Here is a 22,564-nt window from a genome sequence, read left to right as displayed (position 1 = left end):
AGTGCCTATGCACAAACATCTCTCAAACCTGCTCATGCTGTTTTATGCACTGCTTGGCATCGCCGTATTGCTAGCAGCAATATCCATAAGCTCAAACTCCGGGAAACAACAATTAGGGCACCATTTATCCCAGGCCCAACACTCCCTGGCATTGGTTACTGAGGCTGAAACCTACGCCCGCACGGGCAACTACGCCGACGCACTGCCACTTTACGAAAAGGCCATCTCCTCGCTGTCCGACTATCCGGATCAACAGCAGGCCCTGCGCTACCGCTACGGTATTGTGCTCAATGCATTTAGCGCCCAAGCGCGACCTGACCTCTACCCCCTTGCCCGCGCACAGTTCGAATCGGTCCTCAATTACCTGGATGAGGGCGCGGTGCTACCGCAGTCCACCGCAAGAGTGCGGTCGGCCATGGCACACACTTACCATCAGCAAGCAGCAACAGAGAAGGAGCACACTCAGCGAGCTCATCTTTTACGCTCGGCTTACCTTCTATATAAGAGTGCAATCCAAGGCCTGCGCGAACAGGAGGAATGGCAGAACCTTGCCATCACCTATTTCAACCTGGGGCAAGTCTGTGAATGGCAGGGAAACCTGGAGGAAGCCATCATCTGGTTGGAAAAAACGGTGAAGCTGGACATGCAGCACAAGCTGCCGGACCTCCAGGAAGACAGTGACTACTTATCCGCATTGCGCAGCCAGGTGGAACCGATACTGGAAAACCCCGAAACCGCGCTGTAAGTACTGGGGATTCCCTGCACTTTTTAATGTGACGCACCGGTTTTTCCGCTAAAACCTGCTGTTTTTTGTCATATCAGCAATATATGGAGAATAAGTCACAAATAATTTATGAGGAATTTTTTACTGTTCCAGTCATGCTAAGCAATGCCCACCACCACTCCTAGCACGACTCTTTAGAATGACATCGCTGTCACGCAATTTTTCTCTTTTGAAACCATTTACCAAGGAGCTGGGTTCTATCCGGCCATTTCCTTCTGTACAAAATATATACAGTGCAATTTTATTGTTCTTTATATCTGAGAATTAAGCCATTTTTTTATTTTCTGTAAATAACCCGCCAATTCATACGGCTTTTTCTCGCTTTGCAGGAAAAAGTTGATACCTCAGGAATCGCCGGTAATATAGCCAGCGTTGATTAAATATTGATCAACGATTTCCAAACAAACTTGGAAATTTCACAAGCAGCCCTTGGCTTGTGACCATTTATGACCTGGAGGTAATGGGACATGATGAAACAGACTCTGCGAAATACTGCCTTTTTTATTGCTGCCTTGCTCGCTATCGGTGTAAGCGTTAATGCCTCAGCAGCACTTAAGAAAACCATGATTGTTGACGCAACTGCTTACAACTCTGTACCCGGACAAACTGACAGTGATCCCTGGGTAGCAGCTTGGAACAACCGCCTGCGCCCCGGTGACAAAATTATCGCCGTATCCCGTGACCTGGAAAAACACGGTCTGACTAACGGCGCCAAAGTTAAAATTGAAGGTCTGCCTGGCACCTATACCGTGCGCGACCGTATGAACAAGCGTTTTACTAACCGAATCGATGTTTGGATGGAGAAAGACATTAAGAAAGCCCGCGCCTGGGGCAAGAAAAAACTGAAGATTGTTTTTGAACCCGTAAAGTAATTAGACCTAATTTCAACAGAGCTTGTGACCCCGCCCTCCAGCGGGGTTTTTTTATTGTTAAAAGAATTTATATCTAATCCAGCAAAAAGCAATCAGGGTTCCATCTCCATTAAAAACCCTTCTAGCTCTATACAATTTGAATTTCCGATATAAAACAGGCTCGGCTGCTGGTTCTCGGTATAGCGATGTTTTAATCCATCCTCGCCAATTAATATTAAGTATTCTGATTTTACCCAGCGCTCACCCTCCCTGTATTCCGTTAGCCATAAAAGCGATGGCTGCCCCTCGTGACAGAGCCCATAAAACATACGGGTTTTTTCCACCAGTTTCTTGGTCATGTAATCTAGATAACGGCCGGGATAGGTATAGCGATCAGCCTCAATACCAATTTTCTCTGGGTTTATCCCCATATCGGCGCGGCCAACTCTCTGTATATAAATTGCCAGGTTCTCGTCGCAATCGAGACAATGGCGCCCGGCAACGATGGCATAGCCACTCAATTCGGAGATAAGTCGGGCTTCTTTCAGGTCAGTGGTGAGCAGCTGTCGATTGGAAAGGCGGATGCTCTCTGCGGATACCAGTGGACTTAATACAGTCACCAGCAGAATAAGGTAGCGCAGGTTCATGGGGAGGGTAACCGCAGGTTAGGTAGTACCGCCGGAGACCTGGATTCCACCATTGTCTCGCGGCGGCACTGTGATTGGGTGTGCTGTTACACAGTCGCGATTCCCTTCTCACATTAACCATAGCAGTTTGAACAAATGTCAGCCGACTTTTGCCACAACTCCCGCTGGGAATTGCCAGTCAGCCGATTCATTCTGAAGAGGGCTTACCAGCTGCCATCGGCTTCCTGAACTGGCCCAACAAAGGTAGCGATCCCCTCCTCTTTAAGAGCATCGAGCGCTTCATCCAGCGCTTCCCGCTCACTCTCAAACGCGTCTTCCCAAACGGTTGAGTTGTTGTGTTCATCGACGATTTCAAGCAGCCAGCCGCCCTCACCATCTTCATAAATATCGATCTGGACGGAAACCTCGCCCTCCCGATAGATCTGGCTCAACTCCGACTCTTTCGGTGCAAACTCTTCGCCCATGGGATTCGCCTCGCTGTGACCTTGAAATTTCGGCCAGAACTTTGACAACTTGCGGCCCGACGGTCAACTACAAATCCCTTTTCTTGCAGATGCGGACCGCCTGCTTACTGTACGACAAGCTCCTTTTTTTGCGATAAAATGCGCGGCGATTTTTTCTGCTCCGGATTTGCGATCCGGCCCGCAACTGAGGAAGTACCATGAACCAATTTGTTGTCTGTGCACTGTATAAGTTCGTTATCCTTGAGAACTTTGAAACGCTTCGCGCCCCACTGCTGGAGGTGATGCAAGAAAACAGTGTTCGCGGCACCCTGCTGTTGGCCCAAGAGGGCATCAATGGCACTGTAGCCGGCTCCCGCGAAGGTATCGACGCGGTATTAGCCCATTTGAAGTCAGACGAGCGCCTCGCCAACCTGGACTACAAAGAGTCCATCACCCAGGCAATGCCCTTCCTGCGCAGCAAAGTGAAGCTAAAGAAAGAAATTGTCACCATGGGTGTAGAGGGCATTGATCCACTGCGCACCGTCGGCACCTATGTCAAACCCAAAGACTGGAATGCCCTGATCAGCGACCCAGAGGTTGTTGTCGTGGACACCCGCAATGACTATGAATTCCAGGTTGGTACTTTCAAGAATTCCATCAACCCGGAAACTGAAACTTTCCGCGAGTTCCCGCAGTACGTAAAAGAGAATATGGACCCGGCCAAGCACAAGAAGGTCGCCATGTTCTGCACCGGCGGTATCCGCTGCGAGAAGTCCACAGCCTATATGAAAGAGCAGGGCTTTGAAGAGGTATATCACCTCCACGGCGGTATTTTGAAATACCTGGAAGAAGTCCCAGCAGAAGAATCCCTGTGGGAAGGCGAGTGCTTTGTTTTCGATGAGCGGGTGACAGTCAACCACAACCTGGAACGCGGCAAATACGATCAATGCAATGCATGCCGCATGCCCATCACTGAGGAAGACCAGCAATCTCCCCTGTTCGAGCAGGGCGTAAGCTGCCCGCACTGCCACGACAAGGTACCGGAAGCCGACCGAGCCCGTTTCCGCGAGCGCGAAAAGCAAATTCAGCTGGCCAAACAGCGCGGTGAAGTACACATTGGCCAGGACGCCCGCGCGCAAACCGTCTCCCGCCGCGAGCAAAAGAGGGAGGAGCGCCGCCGCCAGGCTGAAGCCCAACAGGCGCGCAACCAGCAGGACTAACTCCTCCCCTAGAGAGCAAGAGGCTGAGGTACGACCTTTATCTGGGCTAGCCAGGCCTCTGCCTCGGCCTCCACAACGAACTCCCTAGAACTGAGCCTGCACAGGCAGGAGCCATGGCTGGGCAGCGGACAGGTCCAGCGCCCTCGCGGATGTAACACCGCGATAAATGCCCGTCGCAGTACAGGGTTCTCAGCAATAAAGTGAATAAATTTCTGGTGCTCCTCCAGTGTGGTTTTGCTGCGCGCATAACGCAGGTCGAGTAGTACACGTAGGGGTTTTCGGTGGCGATACTTTTCCACCAGTAGTGCAATGGCTTCTATTTTGTCCTTATACCCCACCGGACCAAAAAAAAGCACACGCGCTATTCCACCCGCCGGCCGATAGCTAATATGAAAATTCATTGATAACAGCACCCGTGCGCTTGTCTTTTTTATTTTTATCGACTACAGCTTCCGCAATGCCTCTTTTTATTGTCTTACCTGTATTGAAAACGCGAAATAAGGCAGACTTTTTTCTCGTACACTCCTGATATTTACTTCTACCTCAACGGCAATCCAACATCCGTATAAAGGGTTTGACGTTTGTCGGCGAAAATACTGCACCCGTAAACCCGTTTTAATACCCTCAGCCCCAACTACATTTAATAAGCGACAAAAAACCTGCAAATACTGCCACCTAAAAATCATAAGCGGTCTATATCGCAAAAAAATATCGGCTTTATGATTTTTAAAACAATAAGTAACTAGTACGATCAAAATACCCCTGTTTTTTACCAGGTAATTCTATGAAATATTTTGAAACTTCTAATTTACCCAGGGCGCGACAGAAGTGGGCTATCGCTAAAAGGAAATATGTACCATAAAACAAGGAACAAACTAGTACGGCTTACTTCAATGAGGGACACCGGGCTGCATCAATATAGAAATATTGGAGCCCGGTAAAAACAGAAAAACAAAGAAAATTATTTCTTTGTGATCAATATCGCGAATGGGTTCAACTTATTTCGATTTCCGGCATATCGCTGTCATCACTGCTGTTTAACCAGATCTGGGCAGCAGCCTTGCGGGCAATTTCGCAATAAAAACCAGCAATTTCACTATCTGGATCGGAAATAACACTGGGCTGTCCGCTATCCACATCGGCGCGGATTTTCTGTGCCAGCGGAAGCTCTCCCAGTAAATGGGTATCGTACTCTGCAGCGATTCGCTCACCGCCACCAGTACCGAAAATTGGCTCGCTGTGACCACACTTGGAACAAGTATGCAGCGCCATATTTTCCACAATACCCAGCACAGGTACCGATACCTTGCGGAACATCTCCACGCCCTTAATGGCATCTTTTAGTGCCAGGTCTTGAGGGGTAGTTACAATTACCGCACCGGCCAAGGTAGTTTTCTGTGCCAGCGTCAATTGAATATCCCCGGTACCCGGGGGCATATCCACAACCAGGTAATCAAGCCCATCCCGACTTTCCCCCCACAGGGTTTGACTGAGAATCTGGTTGAGCGCGCCGCTGGCCATAGGCCCGCGCCATACCGCAGGGGTCTCCTCGGTCATCAGGTACCCCAGAGACATTGTCTCTATTCCATGGGCCTCTACCGGCACAAAGAATTTCTGTTCTTTCACATGCGGGCGCTGGTCTTCAGTTCCCAGCATAGTGGGCAGGCTCGGGCCATAGATATCAGCATCCAACAAACCAACCCGGGCACCTTCCGCCGCCAGGGCCAGGGCCAGATTGACCGCAGTCGTGGACTTGCCAACCCCGCCTTTACCCGACGCCACGGCAACAATATTTTTTACCTTCGCCAGAGTTTCCGGCGCCCCGGAAGTCGGCGTAGCGGGAATATCGCTGAACAGCTCAAACTGCAACTTAGAGCCTTTGAGGGGCCCGGCTTTCAACAGCGGCTGACAGCTTTCCTCTACTCTCTGGTGCCAGTCTGCCTCCTGGCTCGCACACGGATATCCCAGGGTAATCCCGGCGAAAACAGTTTCGTCCTCATACCCAACTTCAATTTCTGCGTCCAAATCATCCAGCGGCAAGCCACTGGCAGGATCATGCAACTGGCCGAGGCACTCCGCCAGTCGCTCCAGTTCAGCCTGAACTTCCTGTGACAGCTCGTCATGATCGTGATGATGATCGCTCACGGTATCTCCCTCTCAGCGCTTCTAGATTGGCTCGCATTGTGTCGGATGACGCGGCCTAACACCAGCCACAGCAGCCAAACAAGGATTCACATAAGCCAGCTTGATCCCTCCACGACATAGTGCAAATCTGCTATATTCCGCGGTCTTTTGACGATCTTCGGCCCACTCTCCGTGAGTCCCTGGCCGCAACCCCACAGCGATGGAAAAACCGATGTCCGATACGCGCAACATTCTCGTCACCAGCGCACTGCCCTATGCCAATGGCTCCCTACATCTGGGCCATGTGCTCGAATATATCCAAACCGATATTTGGGCCCGCTTCCAGCGTGCGCGCGGTAATAACTGCCTGTATATCTGTGCCGACGATGCTCACGGCACTGCAATTATGCTGAAAGCTGAACAACTGGGCCTGACCCCGGAACAGCATATCGCCAATATGCAGGCAGAACACGAGCGCGACTTCGCAGACTTCCTGATTGGTGTGGACAACTACCACTCCACCCATTCAGAGGAAAACCGCGAGCTGTCGGCAATGATCTACCGCCGCCTCAGCGAAAACGGCCACATCGCATCGCGCACTATTACCCAGGCTTTCGACCCGGAGAAACAGCTTTTCCTGGCGGATCGCTATATCAAGGGAACCTGCCCCCGTTGCAGTACGCCTGACCAGTATGGTGATAACTGTGAAGCCTGTGGCGCCACCTACAGCCCTACCGAACTGATCGATCCGGTATCAGCAATCTCCGGCGCCACTCCGGTAGAAAGGGAGTCAGAGCACTTCTTCTTTACCCTGCCCGCATTCACCGAATACCTGCGCGAGTGGACCCGTTCCGGCACTCTCCAGGATGAAGTGGCCAACAAGCTGGCCGAATGGCTGGAAGAGGGCCTGCAAGAGTGGGATATTTCCCGCGACGCCCCTTACTTCGGTTTCGAAATTCCCGATGCGCCGGGCAAATATTTCTACGTGTGGCTCGACGCTCCCATTGGCTATATGGCCAGTCTCAAAAACTACTGCGACAGCAAAGGGCTGGACTGGCAGGAGTACTGGAAAAAAGACAGCGACGCCGAGGTCTACCACTTTATCGGCAAGGATATCGTCAACTTCCACGCACTCTTTTGGCCAGCCATGCTGGACTCAGCGGACTTCCGCACCCCCAACAAAGTTTGCGTACACGGCTTCCTTACCGTAAACGGCAAGAAGATGTCCAAGTCCCGCGGCACCTTTATCAATGCCCGCAACTACCTGGATCACTTGAGCCCTGAGTATTTGCGCTACTACTTCGCCGCCAAACTGACCGGTGGCGTCGATGACCTGGATCTGAACCTGGACGATTTTATCGCCAAGGTGAACTCTGATCTGGTGGGTAAAGTAGTCAATATCGCCTCTCGCACCGCCAAGTTTGTCAGCAAGTCCGGTGGCAAGCTGGCCGGCGAACTGGCCGACGAACAATTGTGGAACCAATTTGTAGAAGCGGCTCCACGAATTGCTGAGTATTACGAGCAGCGAGAATACGCCCGCGCCATGCGCGACATTATGGCTCTGGCCGACGCCGCCAATGCCTGGATCGCCGACAAGGCTCCCTGGTCCCTGGCCAAGCAGGAGGGCACCGAAGCTGAGGTTCTGGCTATTTGCTCCCAGGGTGTGAATATGTTCCGCGCCCTGATCACCTGGCTCGCCCCGGTATTGCCCAACACTGCACAAAAAGCGGCGGAGTTCCTTAACAGTGAGCTGGATTGGAACAGCGCAACCAAACCGCTGACAGATCACGAAATCAAGAAGTTCAAGCCGCTGCTGCAACGGGTGGAGAAAACCCAGGTAGATGCAGTTATGGATGCGGCTGCGGAATCCTTGGCCCAGCTACAAGCGGAAACCAAAGCTGCTACCGGCCCTCTGGCGGAGGACCCCATTGCTGAGGAAATCCAGTTTGATGACTTCGCCAAAGTAGACTTGAGGATCGCCCTGATCGCCAAAGCTGAGCATGTTGAAGGCGCCGGTAAACTGCTGCGCTTAACCCTGGACCTGGGCGGCGAAACCCGCCAGGTATTCGCCGGTATTAAAAGCGCCTACGCCCCTGAAGACCTGGAAGGTAAGCACACCGTTATGGTCGCTAACCTGGCGCCGCGTAAAATGCGCTTTGGTGTCAGTGAGGGTATGGTTCTGGCAGCGGGTCCCGGAGGTAAGGACCTGTGGATACTGGAGCCCCACGAGGGCGCCAAACCCGGTATGCGCGTAATGTAATTTCCCTGCGCTAACGCAGGGAAACTGCAATCAAGCCGGCACACACCAGCCCCACTCCCAGCAGCTGGGGCCTGTGTGCCGGCTCCTTGAGTAACCAGACCGCCAAACCCACGCCCAGGGGAATACTCAACTGCCTTAGGGCGACTACATAACTCACATTTTCAGTCATTGTCATCGCCAGCAGTACCAGGCCGTAAGTCGCTCCCATCATGGCACCGGTCAGAGCCCCGACCTTCAAATCCCGAAAACTTTGGATCAATGGCGCAGTGCCACTCTGCCCCAAGCACCCCAGAAGCAGCCATACACCACAGGCGAGAAACTGCATCCCCAAATAGCTGTAGGCCAGAACAAGCGCAGGGATAGTGCCTCCCGCAGCATCCCCCAGGTAAATCAGCGCCCCTTTATCCGCCAGTGAATAGCCCACAGTGCCAATGGCTGCTACCAGCGCCCAGGCGCAGTCCGCGCGCCAATAAGCTCTCCAGTGCCACTCGCGGAAATACACCAGCGGTACCAGCAGGCAGCCAATTGTCACCAACAGCATTCCCACCCAGGCGAGTGAAGGCAACGATTGCCCCAACAATACCGTTGCCAGTGCAACCAGCAATACCGGCAATGCTCGAGCAACGGGATAGACCAATCCCATATTGGCTCGCTGGTAGGCGAGGGATAAGCCCCCCATATAAATCATTTGAAAAAAACCACTACCGATAAGGAGGATCCAAAAACCTCGCGGGAGTGAATCAACCTGATATAGCAACCAAAAATTTAGCGGTAAAAGAAAAATTCCAACACTGAGAGTCGCGATACAAAAAAAGGCGGGAGTTGGTGTGCGGGACTTCCCCAGTAAATTCCAACCCGCGTGTAGAAATGCAGAAATTAAAACAAGACTGGCAGCGGTAAACGATATTCCCATAGAGGCCCTCTTCAATTGCGACAGAAAGGCCCCGACAAACCAACCGTAGCCACGAATATGCGCAGTTAAGGCCGCTGGCCAGCAAAGTTGTGCATTCCCTCTTCACTGCCGTAGCATGTCCACCACACTGCAAATCTATCGAGGAGATGTCATGCGCGGCGTATTTCTGGACACTTTGACAATGAAGCTTGAGGAGCTGGATACCTCGGCCCTAACAAATAGTCTAGACCAGTGGGACTTCTATGAAACGACTCCCGCCGAAAAAGTCGCGGAGCGAATCGCCGAGGCCGAGGTGGTAATAACCAATAAAGTCATAATAAGCCGCACATTATTGGAGCAGGCCAGCAAATTAAAAATGATTTGTGTTTGTGCAACCGGTACAAATAACATCGATCTCGCCGCCGCACAGGAATTAAATATTCCGGTGTATAACGTTAAAGGTTATGCGGGGGCTTCTGTACCACAGCACACTCTTGCCCTGATCCTGGCTCTTGCTTCCAAGTGGCACCGCTATCACAACGATGTTTTTGCCGGACGCTGGAGCCAATCTACAATTTTTTGCCTGCTCGATCACCCAGTGGTTGAACTCGCAGGAAAAACACTCGGTATCATTGGCTTTGGTGCCCTCGGGCAGAAGGTGGCAAAACTGGGGGAAGCCCTGGACATGCGGGTACTGGTGGCTGAATCATTTAGCGGCACACCCGCTGAAGGCAGGACGCCACTGCAACAATTGTGTGCAGAGTCCGATGTCATCAGTCTGCACTGCCCGCTCACAGAAGAAACCGATCAGCTGGTAGACGAGCAATTCATCGCCGCGATGAAACCCGGCGCACTCCTGGTCAATACGGCTCGGGGCGGGCTGGTCAATGAACAGGCACTGGCGGATGCTTTGCGCAGTGGACACCTTGGGGGGGCGGCGCTGGATGTCCTCAGCCAGGAGCCCCCACCCGCCAGTCACCCACTATTGGACAGAGATATCCCCAATTTGATTATCACCCCCCACAACGCCTGGATCAGCCGTGAATCACGCCAGCGCCTACTCAACGGGGTCGTAGAGAATATTGAAACCTGGAAAAGTGAGAGTACCAGCCATCCATAAACAACTCGCTTTTATCTAACCCAAGCCATCTCAGGCATCTGCCGGTCCGAGGACTAATCCCCTCTGTGAACTCAGGCCGGCTTTTGCCGTTTGAAACTACGACCGGGCCCGAACAGCTGCCAGCCATAGTCCAAGATCAGTAGCAGAGACAGGGACTTTTTCCTGCAAAAATCGCGTGAAAAAAACCCCTTTTTCAAGTGGGAATTACCACGCGGGACTATAGACTTCCTCGGCAATTAAACCCCGAGAGGAGAAACCTGATGGCAACCGCAAGATCTCCACATACGAACTCCAGTAGGGAGAAGCTGCAACAGGCCTATAATCTTGCTGGAGAGGCCGCTTCACAAGCTGCTGGCAGCTTGAAAGAGAGGGCCCGGACCTCTGTAGAGTCCCAGAGACAACGTGCCACCGATGTAATGGAAAAAGCGGAGTCCTCACTTCGGGAGCGCCCCATTCTCGCTGTTGGCTGTGCATTTGTTGTTGGCTGGGCAATTGCGAAGCTCTTTAAGTAACGCTTCTCTCTTTTTTTCGACTGGTAAGGACACCCCCTGATGGGCAATGAAAAAAAGTCCCAAGCGTCTGGCGAGAATGCCGATTCCGCTGCGCAGGAGCGCAGCCCGGGTCAGTCTTCACCTTCTCCCTCAGGGAAAGACTCTGATGGAGAAGGTGAAAATAGCCTTGAAGCTACCCTTGCTCGCGCCGAGGCAACACTGACCCTACTGACTGCCTGGTTGGCTAATATTCAAAAGCTATTCCAGTTGGAGTTGGATAGAACGATTGCAGCCGGCAAGCGTATTGTTGCCCTGCAACTGATGTTACTGCCTCTAAGTGCGGCCCTCATCGTCAGTCTCTGTGGAGGCGTTGGGCTGATTGCCTACTATTTTTCCCAGTCTATTTATTTGGCATTTCTGGTATTTATTCTTATCCAGGTCGCTATTTTGGCGGGAGCTATCGTTTATCAAAAGAAGCTGGTGCCCCTACTGGGTTTTGAAGAGACCAAGCGACAAGTTAAAGAGGCTTTAAACGATGTCACTGAAGTCTTTAAATAAACAGATCGAACAATGCAGCCGGGATACGGAGCGACAGCGGCTCAGTGTATTGGCAATCGTAAATCAGCAACAGCAAGATGTTCAGCAGCGTTTACAGGGAATTCCCCTGCCATTGGTTTTAGGCCTCGCTTTAATCGCCGGCTTCGCGGCGGAAAAATTATGGCAATTGCCCCGCACCTCACAGGTGGTTCAGTTTATGCTGTCTATGAGGGCTTTTTAGCCGACGCTACTCTTTATATAAATATTAATTCAACGGCCACTTCTAAAAAGAGGGGCACCGGAAAATAACCTTAGAAAATAGATACTGGCACATCCTTGTGCCAGCCTTACCTATTAATACCCTGTATTAATCAACATCCTTATCAGTCACTTTATCTTGGGTGTTATTGTCAAAATCACCGGCGCTGTGGCGCTCATGTAGTTGTTCGCTGGGCTCACCCCAGGTTCGATTGACCATTCGTCCGCGCTTTACTGCTGGCCGCTCTGCAATTTCCCCCACCCAACGATTGAGATTTTTATAACTCTGGGTATCGAGAAATTCCGCCGCACTATAAGCTTCATTGCGCACCAGAGCCCCATACCAGGGCCAGATCGCAATATCGGCGATGGTATAAGTCCTTCCCGCCACATACGGATGCTTTGCCAGCTGTTGGTCCAATACGTCCAACTGGCGCTTTACTTCCATAGCAAATCGGTTGATCGGATATTCATATTTTTCCGGTGCATAGGCATAAAAGTGTCCAAAGCCTCCCCCCAGGTAAGGGGCCGAGCCCATCTGCCAGAAGAGCCAATTCAAAACCTCGGTGCGCTGCTCGGGTGTATGGGGCAAAAGGACATTAAACTTTTCTGCCAGGTAAAGCAGTATGGAGCCACTTTCAAATACCCGAATTGGTGGCGTAGTGCTGTGATCCACTAAGACCGGAATCTTGGAATTTGGGTTTGCCTCAACAAAACCACTGCCAAACTGCTCTCCTTCAGTGATACGGACTAAATGGGCATCGTATTCGGCTCCCTCAAACCCGAGTTCCAATAACTCCTCTAACATCACCGTCGCTTTAACCCCGTTCGGCGTGGCCAAAGAATAGAGCTGCATCGGGTGCTGCCCCTGCGGCAGCGCTTTATCATGGGTCGCACCCGCTACCGGCCGATTGATACTGGCAAAAGCGCCCCCGCTTTCCTTATCCCATTGCCAAACCTTGGGGGGAGTGTAGGTTTCGTTCGACATTAAACTGCTCCAACTGAATTTAAGGTTGCTCTCAAGCAAAAACACGCATGCCGCGTCAATATACTGTATTGCCTCTACCCCACGCTTAACACCAAGTACCAAACTGGGTTACCCATTTTGTACCTATCGTTTCAAATTGACATAGGTACTGCAAATAGTATCCACAAAGGCCTCCACCTTTACTCCAAGTGGAGGCCTTTTGATCCAGAGGTGGCCCTTTGTCGGCCCTTTTCCCCTGCCACCCTCCTCACGAGTTGAAGCCCCCAAGCGACTCAACCATAATAGCCGCCCTGCGCGGCATTCGACGGTGCTCACAAGGAAGGTGCTAGTCTCACCTTAACCCTGCCGACGCCATTGCCGCTGTTCGCGCCACTCCGCCCTCGGGCTTTAACCGGACCTGTTATGACCGAATTTGCCGTCATTCTGCTCAGCACCATCTTGGTCAATAATTATGTGTTAGTGCAGTTTCTCGGCCTGTGCCCGTTTATGGGAGTTTCCAATAAACTGGAGACCGCTGTGGGTATGGCCGGCGCTACCACCTTTGTACTTACTTTGGCCTCTATTTGTTCATACCTGGTCAACACCTATCTGTTGGCCCCCTTTGGTATTGAAGATCTTCGCACCATCTCATTTATTCTGGTGATTGCTGTTGTCGTACAGTTCACGCAGATGTTTATCCAGAAGACCAGCCCCTTGATGTACAAGGTGTTAGGCGTTTTTCTACCGCTGATCACTACCAACTGTGCCGTGTTGGGTGTCGCCCTACAGAACACTATGAAAGCGCATACTTTTATACAATCCACTCTTTACGGATTTGGCGCAGCAGTGGGTTTCTCCCTGGTATTAATCTTGTTTTCCTCGATGCGCGAGCGCCTCTTTGCCGCCGATGTCCCGCTGCCATTTCGCGGCGCTGCAATCGGTATGGTCACTGCCGGACTGATGTCGCTGGCATTTATGGGCTTTAGCGGTCTGGTATAGGGTTTCGAAATGCTGGACTGGATTTCACAAATTTCTTCTCCCCTGCTGGTGCTCGGTGGCATGGCATTGGTATTCGGTGCCCTGCTGGGTTTCGCCGCCGTTCGCTTCCGGGTGGAGGGTGACCCGCTCGTTGAGCAGGTCGATGCCCTGTTGCCACAGACTCAATGTGGCCAGTGTGGCTACCCCGGCTGTCGCCCCTACGCAGAAGCGATAGTGCACGGCGATACCATCAACAAGTGCCCCCCCGGCGGGCAGGCCACTATCAATGAGTTGGCCAATCTGCTGGATATAGAGCCCATGCCATTGGACGCCGAGCACGGCGTTGAAGATGTAAAAAAAGTGGCATTTATCCGCGAGGCAGAGTGCATCGGTTGCACCAAATGTATTCAGGCCTGCCCGGTAGATGCTATTGCGGGCGCCGCCAAATATATGCACACGGTGATCACCGACGAGTGCACAGGATGCGACCTTTGTATCGAGCCCTGCCCCGTTGACTGTATCGATATGGTTCCCCTGGAAACCGCTTTACAGGATTGGCATCCACACAAACCCAGCGATAGCTCGGTGCTAATTGCCAGCGATCGCCGCACTATTCAAGAACATACCGGGGGAGGCGCGGTTTGAACCCCGTAGATAGCAAGACCAAACAAAGAGAGGCCGTTCAGGAGAGACGCGCAGCCCGCGAGGCACAACTGATTGCCAGTGAAAAAGCGCGCGAGCTGCGCCCCAACGACTTCCCCGGCGGAGTGCACCCTCCCGAGAACAAACACCAGAGTACCGGTGAGCCTATAGGAGTGATCCCCCTCGCCGAGGACTTGATCGTACCACTGCTACAGCACTCTGGTACCACCGCCATACCGCTGGTGAACCTCGGTGATAAGGTATTAAAGGGACAAAAGATTGCCGAGGCCGACGGTTTCATTAGCTGTCCAGTGCATGCTCCCAGCTCCGGCAGGGTTATGGCCATTGAACCCTATCCAGTGCCACACCCTTCGGGTCTGCTGGAGGACTGCATTGTCATTCGCACAGACGGCGACGATGCCTGGTGCGATCTCACCCCGTGCGAAGATTACCTTCAGGTTTCACCGATAGAGCTTCTGGACAAGATCCGCGACTGCGGTATTGCCGGCATGGGCGGTGCCGGGTTTCCAACCGCTGTGAAGCTAGACCCTCACGGCGGCGCCGAAATTGATACTTTGATTATCAATGGCACAGAGTGTGAACCCTATATCACTGCCGACGATATGCTTATGCGGGAGCGTGCCGACGAAATTATTGCCGGCGTGGAAATTCTTGCCCATATCCTCGACCAGCCCGAACGGGTATTGATTGGTATCGAAGACAATAAGCCCAAAGCTATCCGCGCGATGCGCAAAGCTGTCGAAGGCACTCGATTCGATATCGTGGTATTCCCCACAAAGTATCCGTCCGGCGGCGAAAAACAGCTGATTCAAATCCTTACCGGCCGAGAAGTGCCCAACAAAGGGCTACCGGCCAATGTGGGGATTGTATGCCAGAATGTCGGCACTGCTCGCGCGGTATATCGCGCGATTCGGTTTGGCGAACCCCTGATCAGCCGAGTGACGACTGTTGTCGGCAAAGCACTGGAGCAGCAGCGCAATATCGATGTGCCTATCGGCACTCCCATAGAACATATCCTCAAATACCACGGTGTCCATCGGGGCCTGATGCAAAAGGTGATCATCGGCGGTCCGATGATGGGTTATACGATTGACGATCAACGCGCTCCGATCGTAAAAACCACCAACTGCCTGCTGGTACCGACCCGTGAGGAGCTACCGCCAGCACCGGTGGCCCAAGCTTGTATTCGCTGCGGTTTTTGCGCAGAGGCATGCCCGGCTTCCCTGCTACCGCAACAACTCTATTGGTATGCCCGCGCCGACGAACGGGAGAAGTTACAGGCCTATAACCTGTTTGACTGTATCGAGTGCGGTGCCTGCTCTTACGTCTGCCCCAGTACGATTCCCCTGGTTCAGTACTACCGCGCTGCCAAAGGTGCAATTCGCACTGCTGAAGCGGAGAAAGAAAAGTCCGATCGCGCACGCGATCGTTTCGAATTCCGCAAGTTGCGTCTTGAAAAAGCTGAAAAAGAGAAAGAAGCGAAACGCGAAGCCCGGCGCAAAGCCGCTGAACAAGCTCGCCAGCAAAGGGACCAAAACCCTGAATCTCCGACTGCCAAAGCTGAGAAGCAGGAAGCGGATGTTGTCGCCGCCGCCCTGGCGCGAGTTAAGTCCCGCCAGGAGGATCCTAAGCAGCTTTTGGCCCGCGCCCAGCGTACTTTTTCCAGTGCCGAGAGCCGGGTGGAACGCATCCGCAATAAACTGGAAGCTGCCGATGAGAGCCAGCGCGACCAATTGGCAGCGCAACTCAAAGCTGCTGAAGTGAAATTGCAGGAAGCACAACACAAGTTGACCCTTGCCGAACGACGCGCCGATAGGGATGCCACCCGGGAGCCCAACCAGGAAGAAACCAATGCAGCTGTGCGGGCAATTACCAAAGCCCGTGCCTCCGCTGAGGCGCGAGCCCAGATGAGTGACGCCGACAGACTTGCTGCAGATATCGAAGCACTGCGCAAGCGCGTCGCCAAAGCTGAGACTCGCCTGCAAAAGGCTCGGGATGAAGATGATGCCAATCTGGGCGCATTCGAAAGTGCCCTGGAGAAGCTACAAAAAAAACTGGAAGACAAAATGCGCGAACAACAAGCAGCACAGGACGGAAAGCAATAATGTCTCTGATGCGCGCCACCTCCCCTCACGCCCGCTCCGGCAATGACACCACCAAAGTCATGCTACAAGTCGCCGCGGCCACCATACCCGGTGTGCTGGCGATGGTGATTTATTTCGGTATCGGAGTGCTGATCAATATTGCCCTGTGCACAATCACAGCGCTTCTGTGTGAAGCAGCAGTAATGAGATTGCGCGGCAGGCCGGCAGCATTCTATCTGCGGGATTGCAGTGCTTTTGTAACTGCACTGCTGCTCGGTATCGCGCTTCCAGCCTACTGTGCCTGGTGGCTGCCGATAGTGGGCACTGCGGTGGCAATTGTCCTGGCCAAGCATCTTTATGGCGGCATGGGGTACAACCCATTTAACCCCGCAATGGTGGGCTATGTTGTCCTGCTGATTAGTTTCCCGGTAGATATGACCCGCTGGGTGGGAGCTGCAGAGGTTATCGGTGGGACACCTAGCCTGGAAGAAGCCTTCTCTCTGGTAATCGGTAGCTACAATGTCGATGGTTTTACCCGCGCTACACCGCTGGAAATCGTGCGGTTAAACGAGTCAGTGCTTCTTTCCCAGCTCTATGAAATGGAGCCGGTCCTCAATAAAGGCACATTTGCTGGAGTCGGTTGGGAAACCGTCAGCTTCGGATTCCTGTTAGGTGGACTGTTCTTATTATTTCGCGGCATTATTACCTGGCATGCACCGGTTGCCATGCTCGCCACCCTCACTCTGATTTCCCTGTTTTTCTACGACAGCGGCAGTTCCTTGTCAGAGGGATCCCCCGTACTGCATTTATTTTCTGGGGCCACCATGTTTGGGGCCTTCTTTATTATTACCGACCCTGTCAGCGGTGCCACCAGTAACCGGGGCCGCCTGATTTTTGGGGCTGGTGTGGGGCTGCTCACTTATGTAATCCGGGCCTGGGGCACTTACCCCGATGCGGTGGCTTTTGCTGTATTGCTGATGAACTTTGCAACACCAACCATTGATAACTACACGCTTCCACGGACCTATGGCCACAAGGGCTCCCGCCGCGCTACCGACCTGGAGGAGAGCTGATGCTTAAACAGTCAATGGCCTCCAATGCCGCCGTTCTCACTCTTATCGCCCTGGTCACTGCAGGTACACTCGCAGTGACCCAAATTACGACTAAAGAACCGATTGAGAGAGCTATCCGGGAAGCTTCGGCGAAAGCACTACTGGAAATTATCCCATTGGAACGCCACAGTAATGACATGTTGGTAGACACCTATCCAATTCCAAAACCTTACTGGAATCAGCTAGGCCTGCAACAAGGTGGAGATATCAATCTCGCGCGGGAAGAGGACGGAAAAGTCTCCGCAGTCATTGTGCCCGCAGTCACACCGGATGGATATTCCGGCCCGATAAAAATACTCGTTGGTGTGAATCGCGATGGCACTATTGCTGGCGTCAGGGTAACAAGCCACACAGAAACTCCGGGGCTGGGCGATAAAGTCGAGCTGAAAAAAAGTAACTGGGTGCTCCAGTTTGACGGCCTGTCACTAAAAAATCCGCCTTCAGCCGATTGGAAGGTACAAAAGGATGGCGGTGTTTTTGATGAATTTACTGGCGCAACAATTACTCCTCGCGCTGTCGTCAATGAAGTGCACCAGGTGCTTGAGTTTGTAGCCCAGCACCACGAACAAATATTTAATGCGCCAATGTCCAAGCGAGCGGTAGAGATTGAGAACTCTGAAATCGACTCGGAACAAGTACCTGCGGCGGTTGAGGAGCAGAACTGATGGCAACTCCCGGCTACACAGAGATCGCCCAAAATGGGCTGTGGAAAAATAACCCCGCGCTGGTGCAATTGCTTGGCCTCTGTCCCCTGCTGGCGGTCACCGGTTCCGTAGTGAACGGCATCGGCCTCGGCTTAGCCACTACCGGAGTTCTCACCTGCTCCAACCTTGCGGTCTCCCTGATCCGACGACAAATTCCGGATACTGTCCGTTTACCAGCCTCCGTTATGATCATCGCCACCTTCGTTACCTGCGTTGAGCTATTGATGAAGGCTTATACCTACGAGCTTTACTTGGTGCTAGGTATTTTTATCCCGCTAATCGTAACCAACTGTGCGATCCTGGGACGAGCAGATGCTTTTGCCAGTAAAAACCCCGTACTTCCGTCCTTGGCAGATGGATTTATGATGGGTATAGGTTTCACTGCAGTACTCATCGCCATTGGCGCAGTCAGAGAAATTCTTGGCCAAGGCACGCTATTTTCAGATATGGACTTGTTATTTGGTTCAATGGCAAAAGATTGGGGTATTTCCATTTTTGGCAGTGACTATCCAGGCGTTCTTGTTGCCGTGCTTCCTCCCGGTGCATTCCTTGTCGCCGGCTTATTGATCGCAGCAAAAAACGCCATTGATATCGGTATTGAAAGACATAAAAGCCAGAAAGTTAAGATCATTCCAGGCTCAAAGCGCGTACGTGTTACCGGAAAAATCTCTTAAGATAAGCAGCAGCTAACCAATTTAATTCTGCAATTGAATGGCGATTTATCCTGCCAATCGATTGCAGAACTTAATTTTTTCACCAAAAGCCAAAATGTGAACCCCCTCACTAATCTGTATCTTGCGGATTTTTCATCTTTCACTTTTTCAGTATGATGAGATACATCATCAAATCCCCACTTTTTTACATTTATTGCGCTGTACCAGTGCAATATTCGTGTAATCGAATGTAATAGCATTATTCCCTTTTTTTAATTTTGTTTGGCTAGAATGGCACGGCCGACCAGCTTCACCTTGCTATCGGCGCCAACGCAATAAGACAGGGATAATGCTATGACTGTAGACACTGGAAAGTCTGAATTGGTCTACCACGGCCGCCGGGCCCAACGCGCAGATAGCCGTCTGCGGCGCAAGGCGATTCTAGAGGCCACCCTGAGACTGATCGTTAAAGAAGGTATCCGCGGCATCAGGCACCGTGCAGTCGCCCGCGAAGCTAACGTTCCTCTCGCGGCTACTACTTATTATTTCAAAGACCTGAATGACCTGATCAGCGATTCATTTACTTATTTTGTTGAGCAGGGACTCGAGGCTACACGCCAACTGCATGAAGAGAGTTTTAGTGCGGCACGGAATTTATCCGCACAAGAACGGGCGTCACATAGCAGTCGTAAACTGCTGATTCAACAATTGACCCGTTTTATTCTTACTCATGTCCGCACCCAGGCTGAAGACCGGGATCGCAGATTGGTTGAACTGGCATTCCGCAATGAAGCGCTTCGCAATGAGCAGCTGACCCGCGCGGTGCGGATGGCCAATCACGCCAGAGAGTCAATGATTAAGGAATTCTTCCAATTACTGGGTCTGGCTGATTCTGAAGCGGCTGCACAAATTGCTCACGGTACGATCCTGAACCTTGAGTATGAAATTTTGAGCGGTGCTATTGCTATCGACTCACCGCTGTTGGAACGCACCGTCACCTTGATGATCAACGGATTAATTCCAGCTGCAACAGTTGTTGCTGAAACTGCAGCATACGGCTGAATCTTTCTGAATTACTCGTCTCCAGGAAACGGGTATGGAGTTGTCCCCTCCATACCCAACTCCTCTTCATATAGCTCTTTCCAGATAGCTTCCAATAAAGATTAAGTGCAGCTTCCCGGTAGGGAGCTTACCCACTGCTTTAGTAATTCAACGCCCTCTGTATGCACCATGCTTCTACCTAATTCAGGCATCATGGCCCCAGGCGCGGTAGACTCTACACGAAAATTCAAAATAGAATTTTCAGGCTCTCCCGGTACTATTGCAAATAAATGCCCTCCACTGCCTGTACCCGCAGCAATAGGCGGTTTACATAGCCCAAGTTTGCGCCAATCAGTTTCGCCATGATGCAACATAAGCCCTGAGGTATCTGCCGGCCCAGTGGGATTGTGACAGTGGCCACAATTGATATCCAAATAAGCCCTGGCGCGATCCTCGAGCGACACAGTCGCATCGTAAATATTGGCATTTCTCGGCAAACTTTTCAGATCAGGCAGCCCACGTAAATAGCCGGCCTTCTGCCAAAACAGCAATTGATTCTCTACTCCGCTACCATAGGGATAGTCTTTATTCAGATGTCGAGCTTTAGGGCCGAGAGGAGAAATGGCTTTGTCAGTAAACTTTTCTGCATGGCAACCAGCACATTGATTGGCGTCAGGTACTACATAGCTAAGGTTTTCCTGCTGCCCGCTCAGGCTAACCAACTGAAAATTTTTCACATCTCCAGCAATCTCAAGAGTTGCCTCAGTCTGCTCTTTATTCCAGACATAGGGCAGCGCCTGCCAATTTTCCTGCCTGCGGATTAAAAGTCGTGTCTCAACGAGACGGACACGATTTAAATCAAGTGCCTGCCCAAAGCGCCCCTCAACATAATCCGCAGAGAAGTCATCGGTACGACGAACTACACCACTACTCTCCTGTGGATAGTAAAATGTCTTGCTTAGGATAGTTCCGACAGGGTAATTAAACTGTTCTTCTCCGTAGGTTGCAAAAGCCCCCTCAGGCAGCCAGACAGTTCTGAACTTATGAGCATAATCGGTAAATAACCCCGTATTTAAATCGTAAGGTAATGCTCTTTCCGCAGGGAAGAGCACACCTTTCTCCAGCCTCAATAAATTCCATGCACTGAGTTTTTCGGGTACCTCTTCTACTGGAAATAAATGAACATCCTTTTTGTATGATTCACACCCCGCAAGGCCAACCAATAATATAAGACTCCAAATAGAGTAGATAAGCTTCCTACTTATTTGATTATTATTCTTCATTATCTACCTCTATCACTGCCAAATGGTCTTCATTTTCCAGCTTTGAATCAAAGTCTAAAACTACTTTGGCAAGCTTTTCCAAATGACACTGATGAGGCGCTATATCCGTGGATATATTCTTATACTCATTTCCAAAGTCTATATTGAGAATTCCTGCAGGTTCGTTATCAATACATAACTTTAATGCCTCAGGTATTTGACCATCCACCAGTTTACTTTGATCAACAACCCCATCCCAAAGAATATCCGGCAGTGTACCTGAGATTCCAAACATAGCTAGCTTCAGGGCTTTTAACTTAAGATGATCTGGCGATGTACCACCGCCAGAAAAGTTATTGGCATAGATATAGATCCCCTCTGGGTATGGGTCAAAATCAGCCTGCGTAGACTTATCACTATAGTATCCAGCCGTAAAATAGCTGCTGATCAATATGTTAGCAGTATCATTATCAGAAATATCATTTTCAAAAATCTCCACCCGATCATTCGAGTTAATAACCACCCCAGACCCTGCTGGCACGGCAGCAACCGGCGTGCCCTCATGACCAAAATTTCCAGTATTATTATTCTTTATCTGGTTGTTGTAGATACGTGTACCGTGCCCTGGCTGCGGAAGATTAGGCATATTAAAAACAAGAATTCCCCCAGTGTTATTCACAGCAATATTGTTGTAAACATCTGCACCGATCGTATTCTCTACCTCAATACCCGCCACATTAAATTCTGCACGGCTATTGCGAACAATAACATTCCGCGACTGACCGACATAAATTCCGGCATCTGAAGCACCAATAGCTACCACACCATCGATTAAAGTATTTTCAGTCTGTACAGGATAAATACCATAGGCACCATTTTGGGTAGACGGGCCATTGGTCCATTCAACACGAACATCCCTGATGATAATGTTTTTGCCCTCATTAATTTTCAGGGCATCGCCTATGGTATCCTCAATAGCCAACCCCTCAATAATAAAGTTACTGGCATTAACTAATATCCCCTCAGCACCCTGAATTTGCCCCTCAAAGGAGAGGACAGATTTATCCATGCCAGCTCCACGTAGCGTTACCCCATCAATATTCAGGGATAAACTACGATTAATATGGAATTTACCCTCAGGAATAGTAATAACATCCCCGGTCTTTGCAGATATCAGTTTTTTTAATAGTTGCTTTTGAAAATTAACCTTACTGGAACTGTCCTCAACTCTGGATTCAGGCCGTTCAGAACATCCAACGGATACTATTAAAGCCAGAATTACTCCCATATACGCTAAAGTCTTCATAGCCACACCTTTTATATAAATTATTGTCAATTGAGCTACTCAAACCTCAAATTGGTACTCATGTACCAATTTAAAGGTGAAAACAGGACTAAATACACACTTTGATACTATCCAACCAACACCTCGTTATCAAGGCGCTATTATTAATACAGAAGACAACCCTAGAA

The 22,564-nt window shown here is 51.1% G+C and carries 23 protein-coding genes; 15 read left to right on the top strand and 8 right to left on the bottom strand.

The window, feature by feature from the left end:
* The first annotated feature begins 7 nt into the window (after positions 1 to 7).
* Together ACG1BZ_RS03480 and ACG1BZ_RS03475 are read left to right on the top strand one after the other, a co-directional pair.
* Complete coding sequence (locus ACG1BZ_RS03480) at positions 8 to 745, top strand: tetratricopeptide repeat protein (protein WP_413664394.1); 738 nt, start codon at positions 8 to 10, stop codon at positions 743 to 745.
* Positions 746 to 1,251: 506 nt separating this feature from the next.
* On the top strand, positions 1,252 to 1,656 hold the full coding sequence (locus ACG1BZ_RS03475; RefSeq protein ID WP_238152122.1) for a 3D domain-containing protein: 405 nt from the start codon (positions 1,252 to 1,254) through the stop codon (positions 1,654 to 1,656).
* A gap of 92 nt (positions 1,657 to 1,748) precedes the next feature.
* Here ACG1BZ_RS03475 and ACG1BZ_RS03470 read toward each other — a convergent pair whose 3' ends face one another.
* A complete protein-coding gene (locus ACG1BZ_RS03470; RefSeq protein ID WP_282934257.1) occupies positions 1,749 to 2,282 on the bottom strand; it encodes a hypothetical protein in 534 nt (177 codons plus the stop codon).
* A gap of 203 nt (positions 2,283 to 2,485) precedes the next feature.
* Entirely contained in the window at positions 2,486 to 2,746 is a 261-nt protein-coding gene (locus ACG1BZ_RS03465) for a hypothetical protein (protein WP_413664393.1), read from the bottom strand.
* Positions 2,747 to 2,943: 197 nt separating this feature from the next.
* On the opposite strand from ACG1BZ_RS03465, the gene ACG1BZ_RS03460 reads away from it, so the two are divergent.
* Positions 2,944 to 3,945, top strand: coding sequence for a rhodanese-related sulfurtransferase (locus tag ACG1BZ_RS03460; RefSeq protein WP_413664392.1), 1,002 nt, complete (start codon positions 2,944 to 2,946; stop codon positions 3,943 to 3,945).
* Positions 3,946 to 3,953: 8 nt separating this feature from the next.
* Here ACG1BZ_RS03460 and ACG1BZ_RS03455 read toward each other — a convergent pair whose 3' ends face one another.
* Both ACG1BZ_RS03455 and apbC read right to left on the bottom strand, forming a co-directional pair.
* Positions 3,954 to 4,346: a hypothetical protein gene (locus ACG1BZ_RS03455; protein WP_282934259.1), complete on the bottom strand. Its 393-nt coding sequence runs from the start codon at positions 4,344 to 4,346 to the stop codon at positions 3,954 to 3,956.
* Between the two features lie 592 nt (positions 4,347 to 4,938).
* Complete coding sequence (apbC, locus tag ACG1BZ_RS03450) at positions 4,939 to 6,090, bottom strand: iron-sulfur cluster carrier protein ApbC (protein ID WP_413664391.1); 1,152 nt, start codon at positions 6,088 to 6,090, stop codon at positions 4,939 to 4,941.
* A gap of 211 nt (positions 6,091 to 6,301) precedes the next feature.
* Between apbC and metG the strand changes: the two genes are divergently transcribed.
* The gene (gene metG, locus ACG1BZ_RS03445; protein WP_413664390.1) at positions 6,302 to 8,329 is read left to right on the top strand and encodes a methionine--tRNA ligase; all 2,028 of its coding nucleotides are present in this window, start codon (positions 6,302 to 6,304) and stop codon (positions 8,327 to 8,329) included.
* A gap of 10 nt (positions 8,330 to 8,339) precedes the next feature.
* Here the strand turns inward: metG and ACG1BZ_RS03440 are convergent, their stop codons facing one another.
* Positions 8,340 to 9,242 carry an EamA family transporter gene (locus ACG1BZ_RS03440; protein ID WP_413664389.1) on the bottom strand — a complete coding sequence of 301 codons (903 nt, stop codon included), beginning with the start codon at positions 9,240 to 9,242 and terminating at the stop codon, positions 8,340 to 8,342.
* Between the two features lie 151 nt (positions 9,243 to 9,393).
* Between ACG1BZ_RS03440 and ACG1BZ_RS03435 the strand changes: the two genes are divergently transcribed.
* The 4 genes from ACG1BZ_RS03435 to ACG1BZ_RS03420 all read left to right on the top strand — a co-directional run bounded on the left by ACG1BZ_RS03435 (position 9,394) and on the right by ACG1BZ_RS03420 (position 11,610).
* Positions 9,394 to 10,341 carry a D-2-hydroxyacid dehydrogenase gene (locus tag ACG1BZ_RS03435; RefSeq protein ID WP_282934264.1) on the top strand — a complete coding sequence of 316 codons (948 nt, stop codon included), beginning with the start codon at positions 9,394 to 9,396 and terminating at the stop codon, positions 10,339 to 10,341.
* Positions 10,342 to 10,601: 260 nt separating this feature from the next.
* Positions 10,602 to 10,853, top strand: a complete 252-nt coding sequence (locus ACG1BZ_RS03430) for a hypothetical protein (protein ID WP_282934265.1) — start codon at positions 10,602 to 10,604, stop codon at positions 10,851 to 10,853.
* A 39-nt stretch (positions 10,854 to 10,892) separates the two neighbouring features.
* Positions 10,893 to 11,390, top strand: a complete 498-nt coding sequence (locus ACG1BZ_RS03425; RefSeq protein ID WP_413664388.1) for a hypothetical protein — start codon at positions 10,893 to 10,895, stop codon at positions 11,388 to 11,390.
* Complete coding sequence (locus tag ACG1BZ_RS03420; RefSeq protein ID WP_413664387.1) at positions 11,368 to 11,610, top strand: hypothetical protein; 243 nt, start codon at positions 11,368 to 11,370, stop codon at positions 11,608 to 11,610. The genes ACG1BZ_RS03425 and ACG1BZ_RS03420 overlap by 23 nt, the downstream gene beginning before the upstream one ends.
* 126 nt (positions 11,611 to 11,736) lie before the next feature.
* Here the strand turns inward: ACG1BZ_RS03420 and yghU are convergent, their stop codons facing one another.
* The gene (gene yghU / locus ACG1BZ_RS03415) at positions 11,737 to 12,615 is read right to left on the bottom strand and encodes a glutathione-dependent disulfide-bond oxidoreductase (RefSeq protein ID WP_413664386.1); all 879 of its coding nucleotides are present in this window, start codon (positions 12,613 to 12,615) and stop codon (positions 11,737 to 11,739) included.
* 402 nt (positions 12,616 to 13,017) lie between these two features.
* Here yghU and rsxA point away from each other — a divergent pair, with 402 nt between their 5' ends.
* From rsxA to ACG1BZ_RS03380, 7 genes are all read left to right on the top strand, one after another.
* Positions 13,018 to 13,593 carry an electron transport complex subunit RsxA gene (rsxA, locus tag ACG1BZ_RS03410; protein ID WP_108731788.1) on the top strand — a complete coding sequence of 192 codons (576 nt, stop codon included), beginning with the start codon at positions 13,018 to 13,020 and terminating at the stop codon, positions 13,591 to 13,593.
* A gap of 9 nt (positions 13,594 to 13,602) precedes the next feature.
* Complete coding sequence (rsxB, locus tag ACG1BZ_RS03405; protein ID WP_413664385.1) at positions 13,603 to 14,217, top strand: electron transport complex subunit RsxB; 615 nt, start codon at positions 13,603 to 13,605, stop codon at positions 14,215 to 14,217.
* Positions 14,218 to 14,285: 68 nt separating this feature from the next.
* A complete protein-coding gene (gene rsxC, locus ACG1BZ_RS03400) occupies positions 14,286 to 16,340 on the top strand; it encodes an electron transport complex subunit RsxC (protein WP_413665840.1) in 2,055 nt (684 codons plus the stop codon).
* Complete coding sequence (locus ACG1BZ_RS03395; RefSeq protein ID WP_282934269.1) at positions 16,340 to 17,392, top strand: RnfABCDGE type electron transport complex subunit D; 1,053 nt, start codon at positions 16,340 to 16,342, stop codon at positions 17,390 to 17,392. The genes rsxC and ACG1BZ_RS03395 overlap by 1 nt, the downstream gene beginning before the upstream one ends.
* Positions 17,392 to 18,096 (top strand): electron transport complex subunit RsxG, encoded by a 705-nt coding sequence (rsxG, locus tag ACG1BZ_RS03390; protein WP_413664384.1) that lies wholly within the window; start codon positions 17,392 to 17,394, stop codon positions 18,094 to 18,096. Before ACG1BZ_RS03395 ends, rsxG begins: the two co-directional genes overlap by 1 nt.
* Positions 18,096 to 18,809, top strand: a complete 714-nt coding sequence (locus tag ACG1BZ_RS03385; protein WP_282934271.1) for an electron transport complex subunit E — start codon at positions 18,096 to 18,098, stop codon at positions 18,807 to 18,809. The genes rsxG and ACG1BZ_RS03385 overlap by 1 nt, the downstream gene beginning before the upstream one ends.
* 333 nt (positions 18,810 to 19,142) lie before the next feature.
* Positions 19,143 to 19,850 (top strand): TetR/AcrR family transcriptional regulator, encoded by a 708-nt coding sequence (locus tag ACG1BZ_RS03380; RefSeq protein ID WP_282934272.1) that lies wholly within the window; start codon positions 19,143 to 19,145, stop codon positions 19,848 to 19,850.
* A 101-nt stretch (positions 19,851 to 19,951) separates the two neighbouring features.
* Here the strand turns inward: ACG1BZ_RS03380 and ACG1BZ_RS03375 are convergent, their stop codons facing one another.
* Both ACG1BZ_RS03375 and ACG1BZ_RS03370 read right to left on the bottom strand, forming a co-directional pair.
* Positions 19,952 to 21,112, bottom strand: coding sequence for an SO2930 family diheme c-type cytochrome (locus ACG1BZ_RS03375; protein ID WP_413664383.1), 1,161 nt, complete (start codon positions 21,110 to 21,112; stop codon positions 19,952 to 19,954).
* Entirely contained in the window at positions 21,102 to 22,397 is a 1,296-nt protein-coding gene (locus ACG1BZ_RS03370) for a parallel beta-helix domain-containing protein (protein WP_413664382.1), read from the bottom strand. The genes ACG1BZ_RS03375 and ACG1BZ_RS03370 overlap by 11 nt, the downstream gene beginning before the upstream one ends.
* Between the last annotated feature and the right edge of the window lie 167 nt (positions 22,398 to 22,564).

This window comes from Microbulbifer sp. CNSA002 (assembly GCF_047324085.1).
Classification (GTDB): Bacteria; Pseudomonadota; Gammaproteobacteria; order Pseudomonadales; family Cellvibrionaceae; genus Microbulbifer.
Note: the sequence above shows the minus strand (reverse complement) of the source record. Positions and strands in the feature narration are given on the sequence as shown.

What these genes read in the sequence shown, in the direction of transcription:
- ACG1BZ_RS03480 (WP_413664394.1), top strand. Translation starts at nt 8, where the DNA reads ATGCACAAACATCTCTCAAACCTGCTCATGCTGTTTTATGCACTGCTT.
- ACG1BZ_RS03475 (WP_238152122.1), top strand. Translation starts at nt 1,252, where the DNA reads ATGATGAAACAGACTCTGCGAAATACTGCCTTTTTTATTGCTGCCTTG.
- ACG1BZ_RS03470 (WP_282934257.1), bottom strand. Translation starts at nt 2,282, where the DNA reads ATGAACCTGCGCTACCTTATTCTGCTGGTGACTGTATTAAGTCCACTG.
- ACG1BZ_RS03465 (WP_413664393.1), bottom strand. Translation starts at nt 2,746, where the DNA reads ATGGGCGAAGAGTTTGCACCGAAAGAGTCGGAGTTGAGCCAGATCTAT.
- ACG1BZ_RS03460 (WP_413664392.1), top strand. Translation starts at nt 2,944, where the DNA reads ATGAACCAATTTGTTGTCTGTGCACTGTATAAGTTCGTTATCCTTGAG.
- ACG1BZ_RS03455 (WP_282934259.1), bottom strand. Translation starts at nt 4,346, where the DNA reads ATGAATTTTCATATTAGCTATCGGCCGGCGGGTGGAATAGCGCGTGTG.
- metG (WP_413664390.1), top strand. Translation starts at nt 6,302, where the DNA reads ATGTCCGATACGCGCAACATTCTCGTCACCAGCGCACTGCCCTATGCC.
- ACG1BZ_RS03440 (WP_413664389.1), bottom strand. Translation starts at nt 9,242, where the DNA reads ATGGGAATATCGTTTACCGCTGCCAGTCTTGTTTTAATTTCTGCATTT.
- ACG1BZ_RS03435 (WP_282934264.1), top strand. Translation starts at nt 9,394, where the DNA reads ATGCGCGGCGTATTTCTGGACACTTTGACAATGAAGCTTGAGGAGCTG.
- ACG1BZ_RS03430 (WP_282934265.1), top strand. Translation starts at nt 10,602, where the DNA reads ATGGCAACCGCAAGATCTCCACATACGAACTCCAGTAGGGAGAAGCTG.
- ACG1BZ_RS03425 (WP_413664388.1), top strand. Translation starts at nt 10,893, where the DNA reads ATGGGCAATGAAAAAAAGTCCCAAGCGTCTGGCGAGAATGCCGATTCC.
- ACG1BZ_RS03420 (WP_413664387.1), top strand. Translation starts at nt 11,368, where the DNA reads ATGTCACTGAAGTCTTTAAATAAACAGATCGAACAATGCAGCCGGGAT.
- yghU (WP_413664386.1), bottom strand. Translation starts at nt 12,615, where the DNA reads ATGTCGAACGAAACCTACACTCCCCCCAAGGTTTGGCAATGGGATAAG.
- rsxA (WP_108731788.1), top strand. Translation starts at nt 13,018, where the DNA reads ATGACCGAATTTGCCGTCATTCTGCTCAGCACCATCTTGGTCAATAAT.
- rsxB (WP_413664385.1), top strand. Translation starts at nt 13,603, where the DNA reads ATGCTGGACTGGATTTCACAAATTTCTTCTCCCCTGCTGGTGCTCGGT.
- ACG1BZ_RS03395 (WP_282934269.1), top strand. Translation starts at nt 16,340, where the DNA reads ATGTCTCTGATGCGCGCCACCTCCCCTCACGCCCGCTCCGGCAATGAC.
- rsxG (WP_413664384.1), top strand. Translation starts at nt 17,392, where the DNA reads ATGCTTAAACAGTCAATGGCCTCCAATGCCGCCGTTCTCACTCTTATC.
- ACG1BZ_RS03385 (WP_282934271.1), top strand. Translation starts at nt 18,096, where the DNA reads ATGGCAACTCCCGGCTACACAGAGATCGCCCAAAATGGGCTGTGGAAA.
- ACG1BZ_RS03380 (WP_282934272.1), top strand. Translation starts at nt 19,143, where the DNA reads ATGACTGTAGACACTGGAAAGTCTGAATTGGTCTACCACGGCCGCCGG.
- ACG1BZ_RS03375 (WP_413664383.1), bottom strand. Translation starts at nt 21,112, where the DNA reads ATGAAGAATAATAATCAAATAAGTAGGAAGCTTATCTACTCTATTTGG.
- ACG1BZ_RS03370 (WP_413664382.1), bottom strand. Translation starts at nt 22,397, where the DNA reads ATGAAGACTTTAGCGTATATGGGAGTAATTCTGGCTTTAATAGTATCC.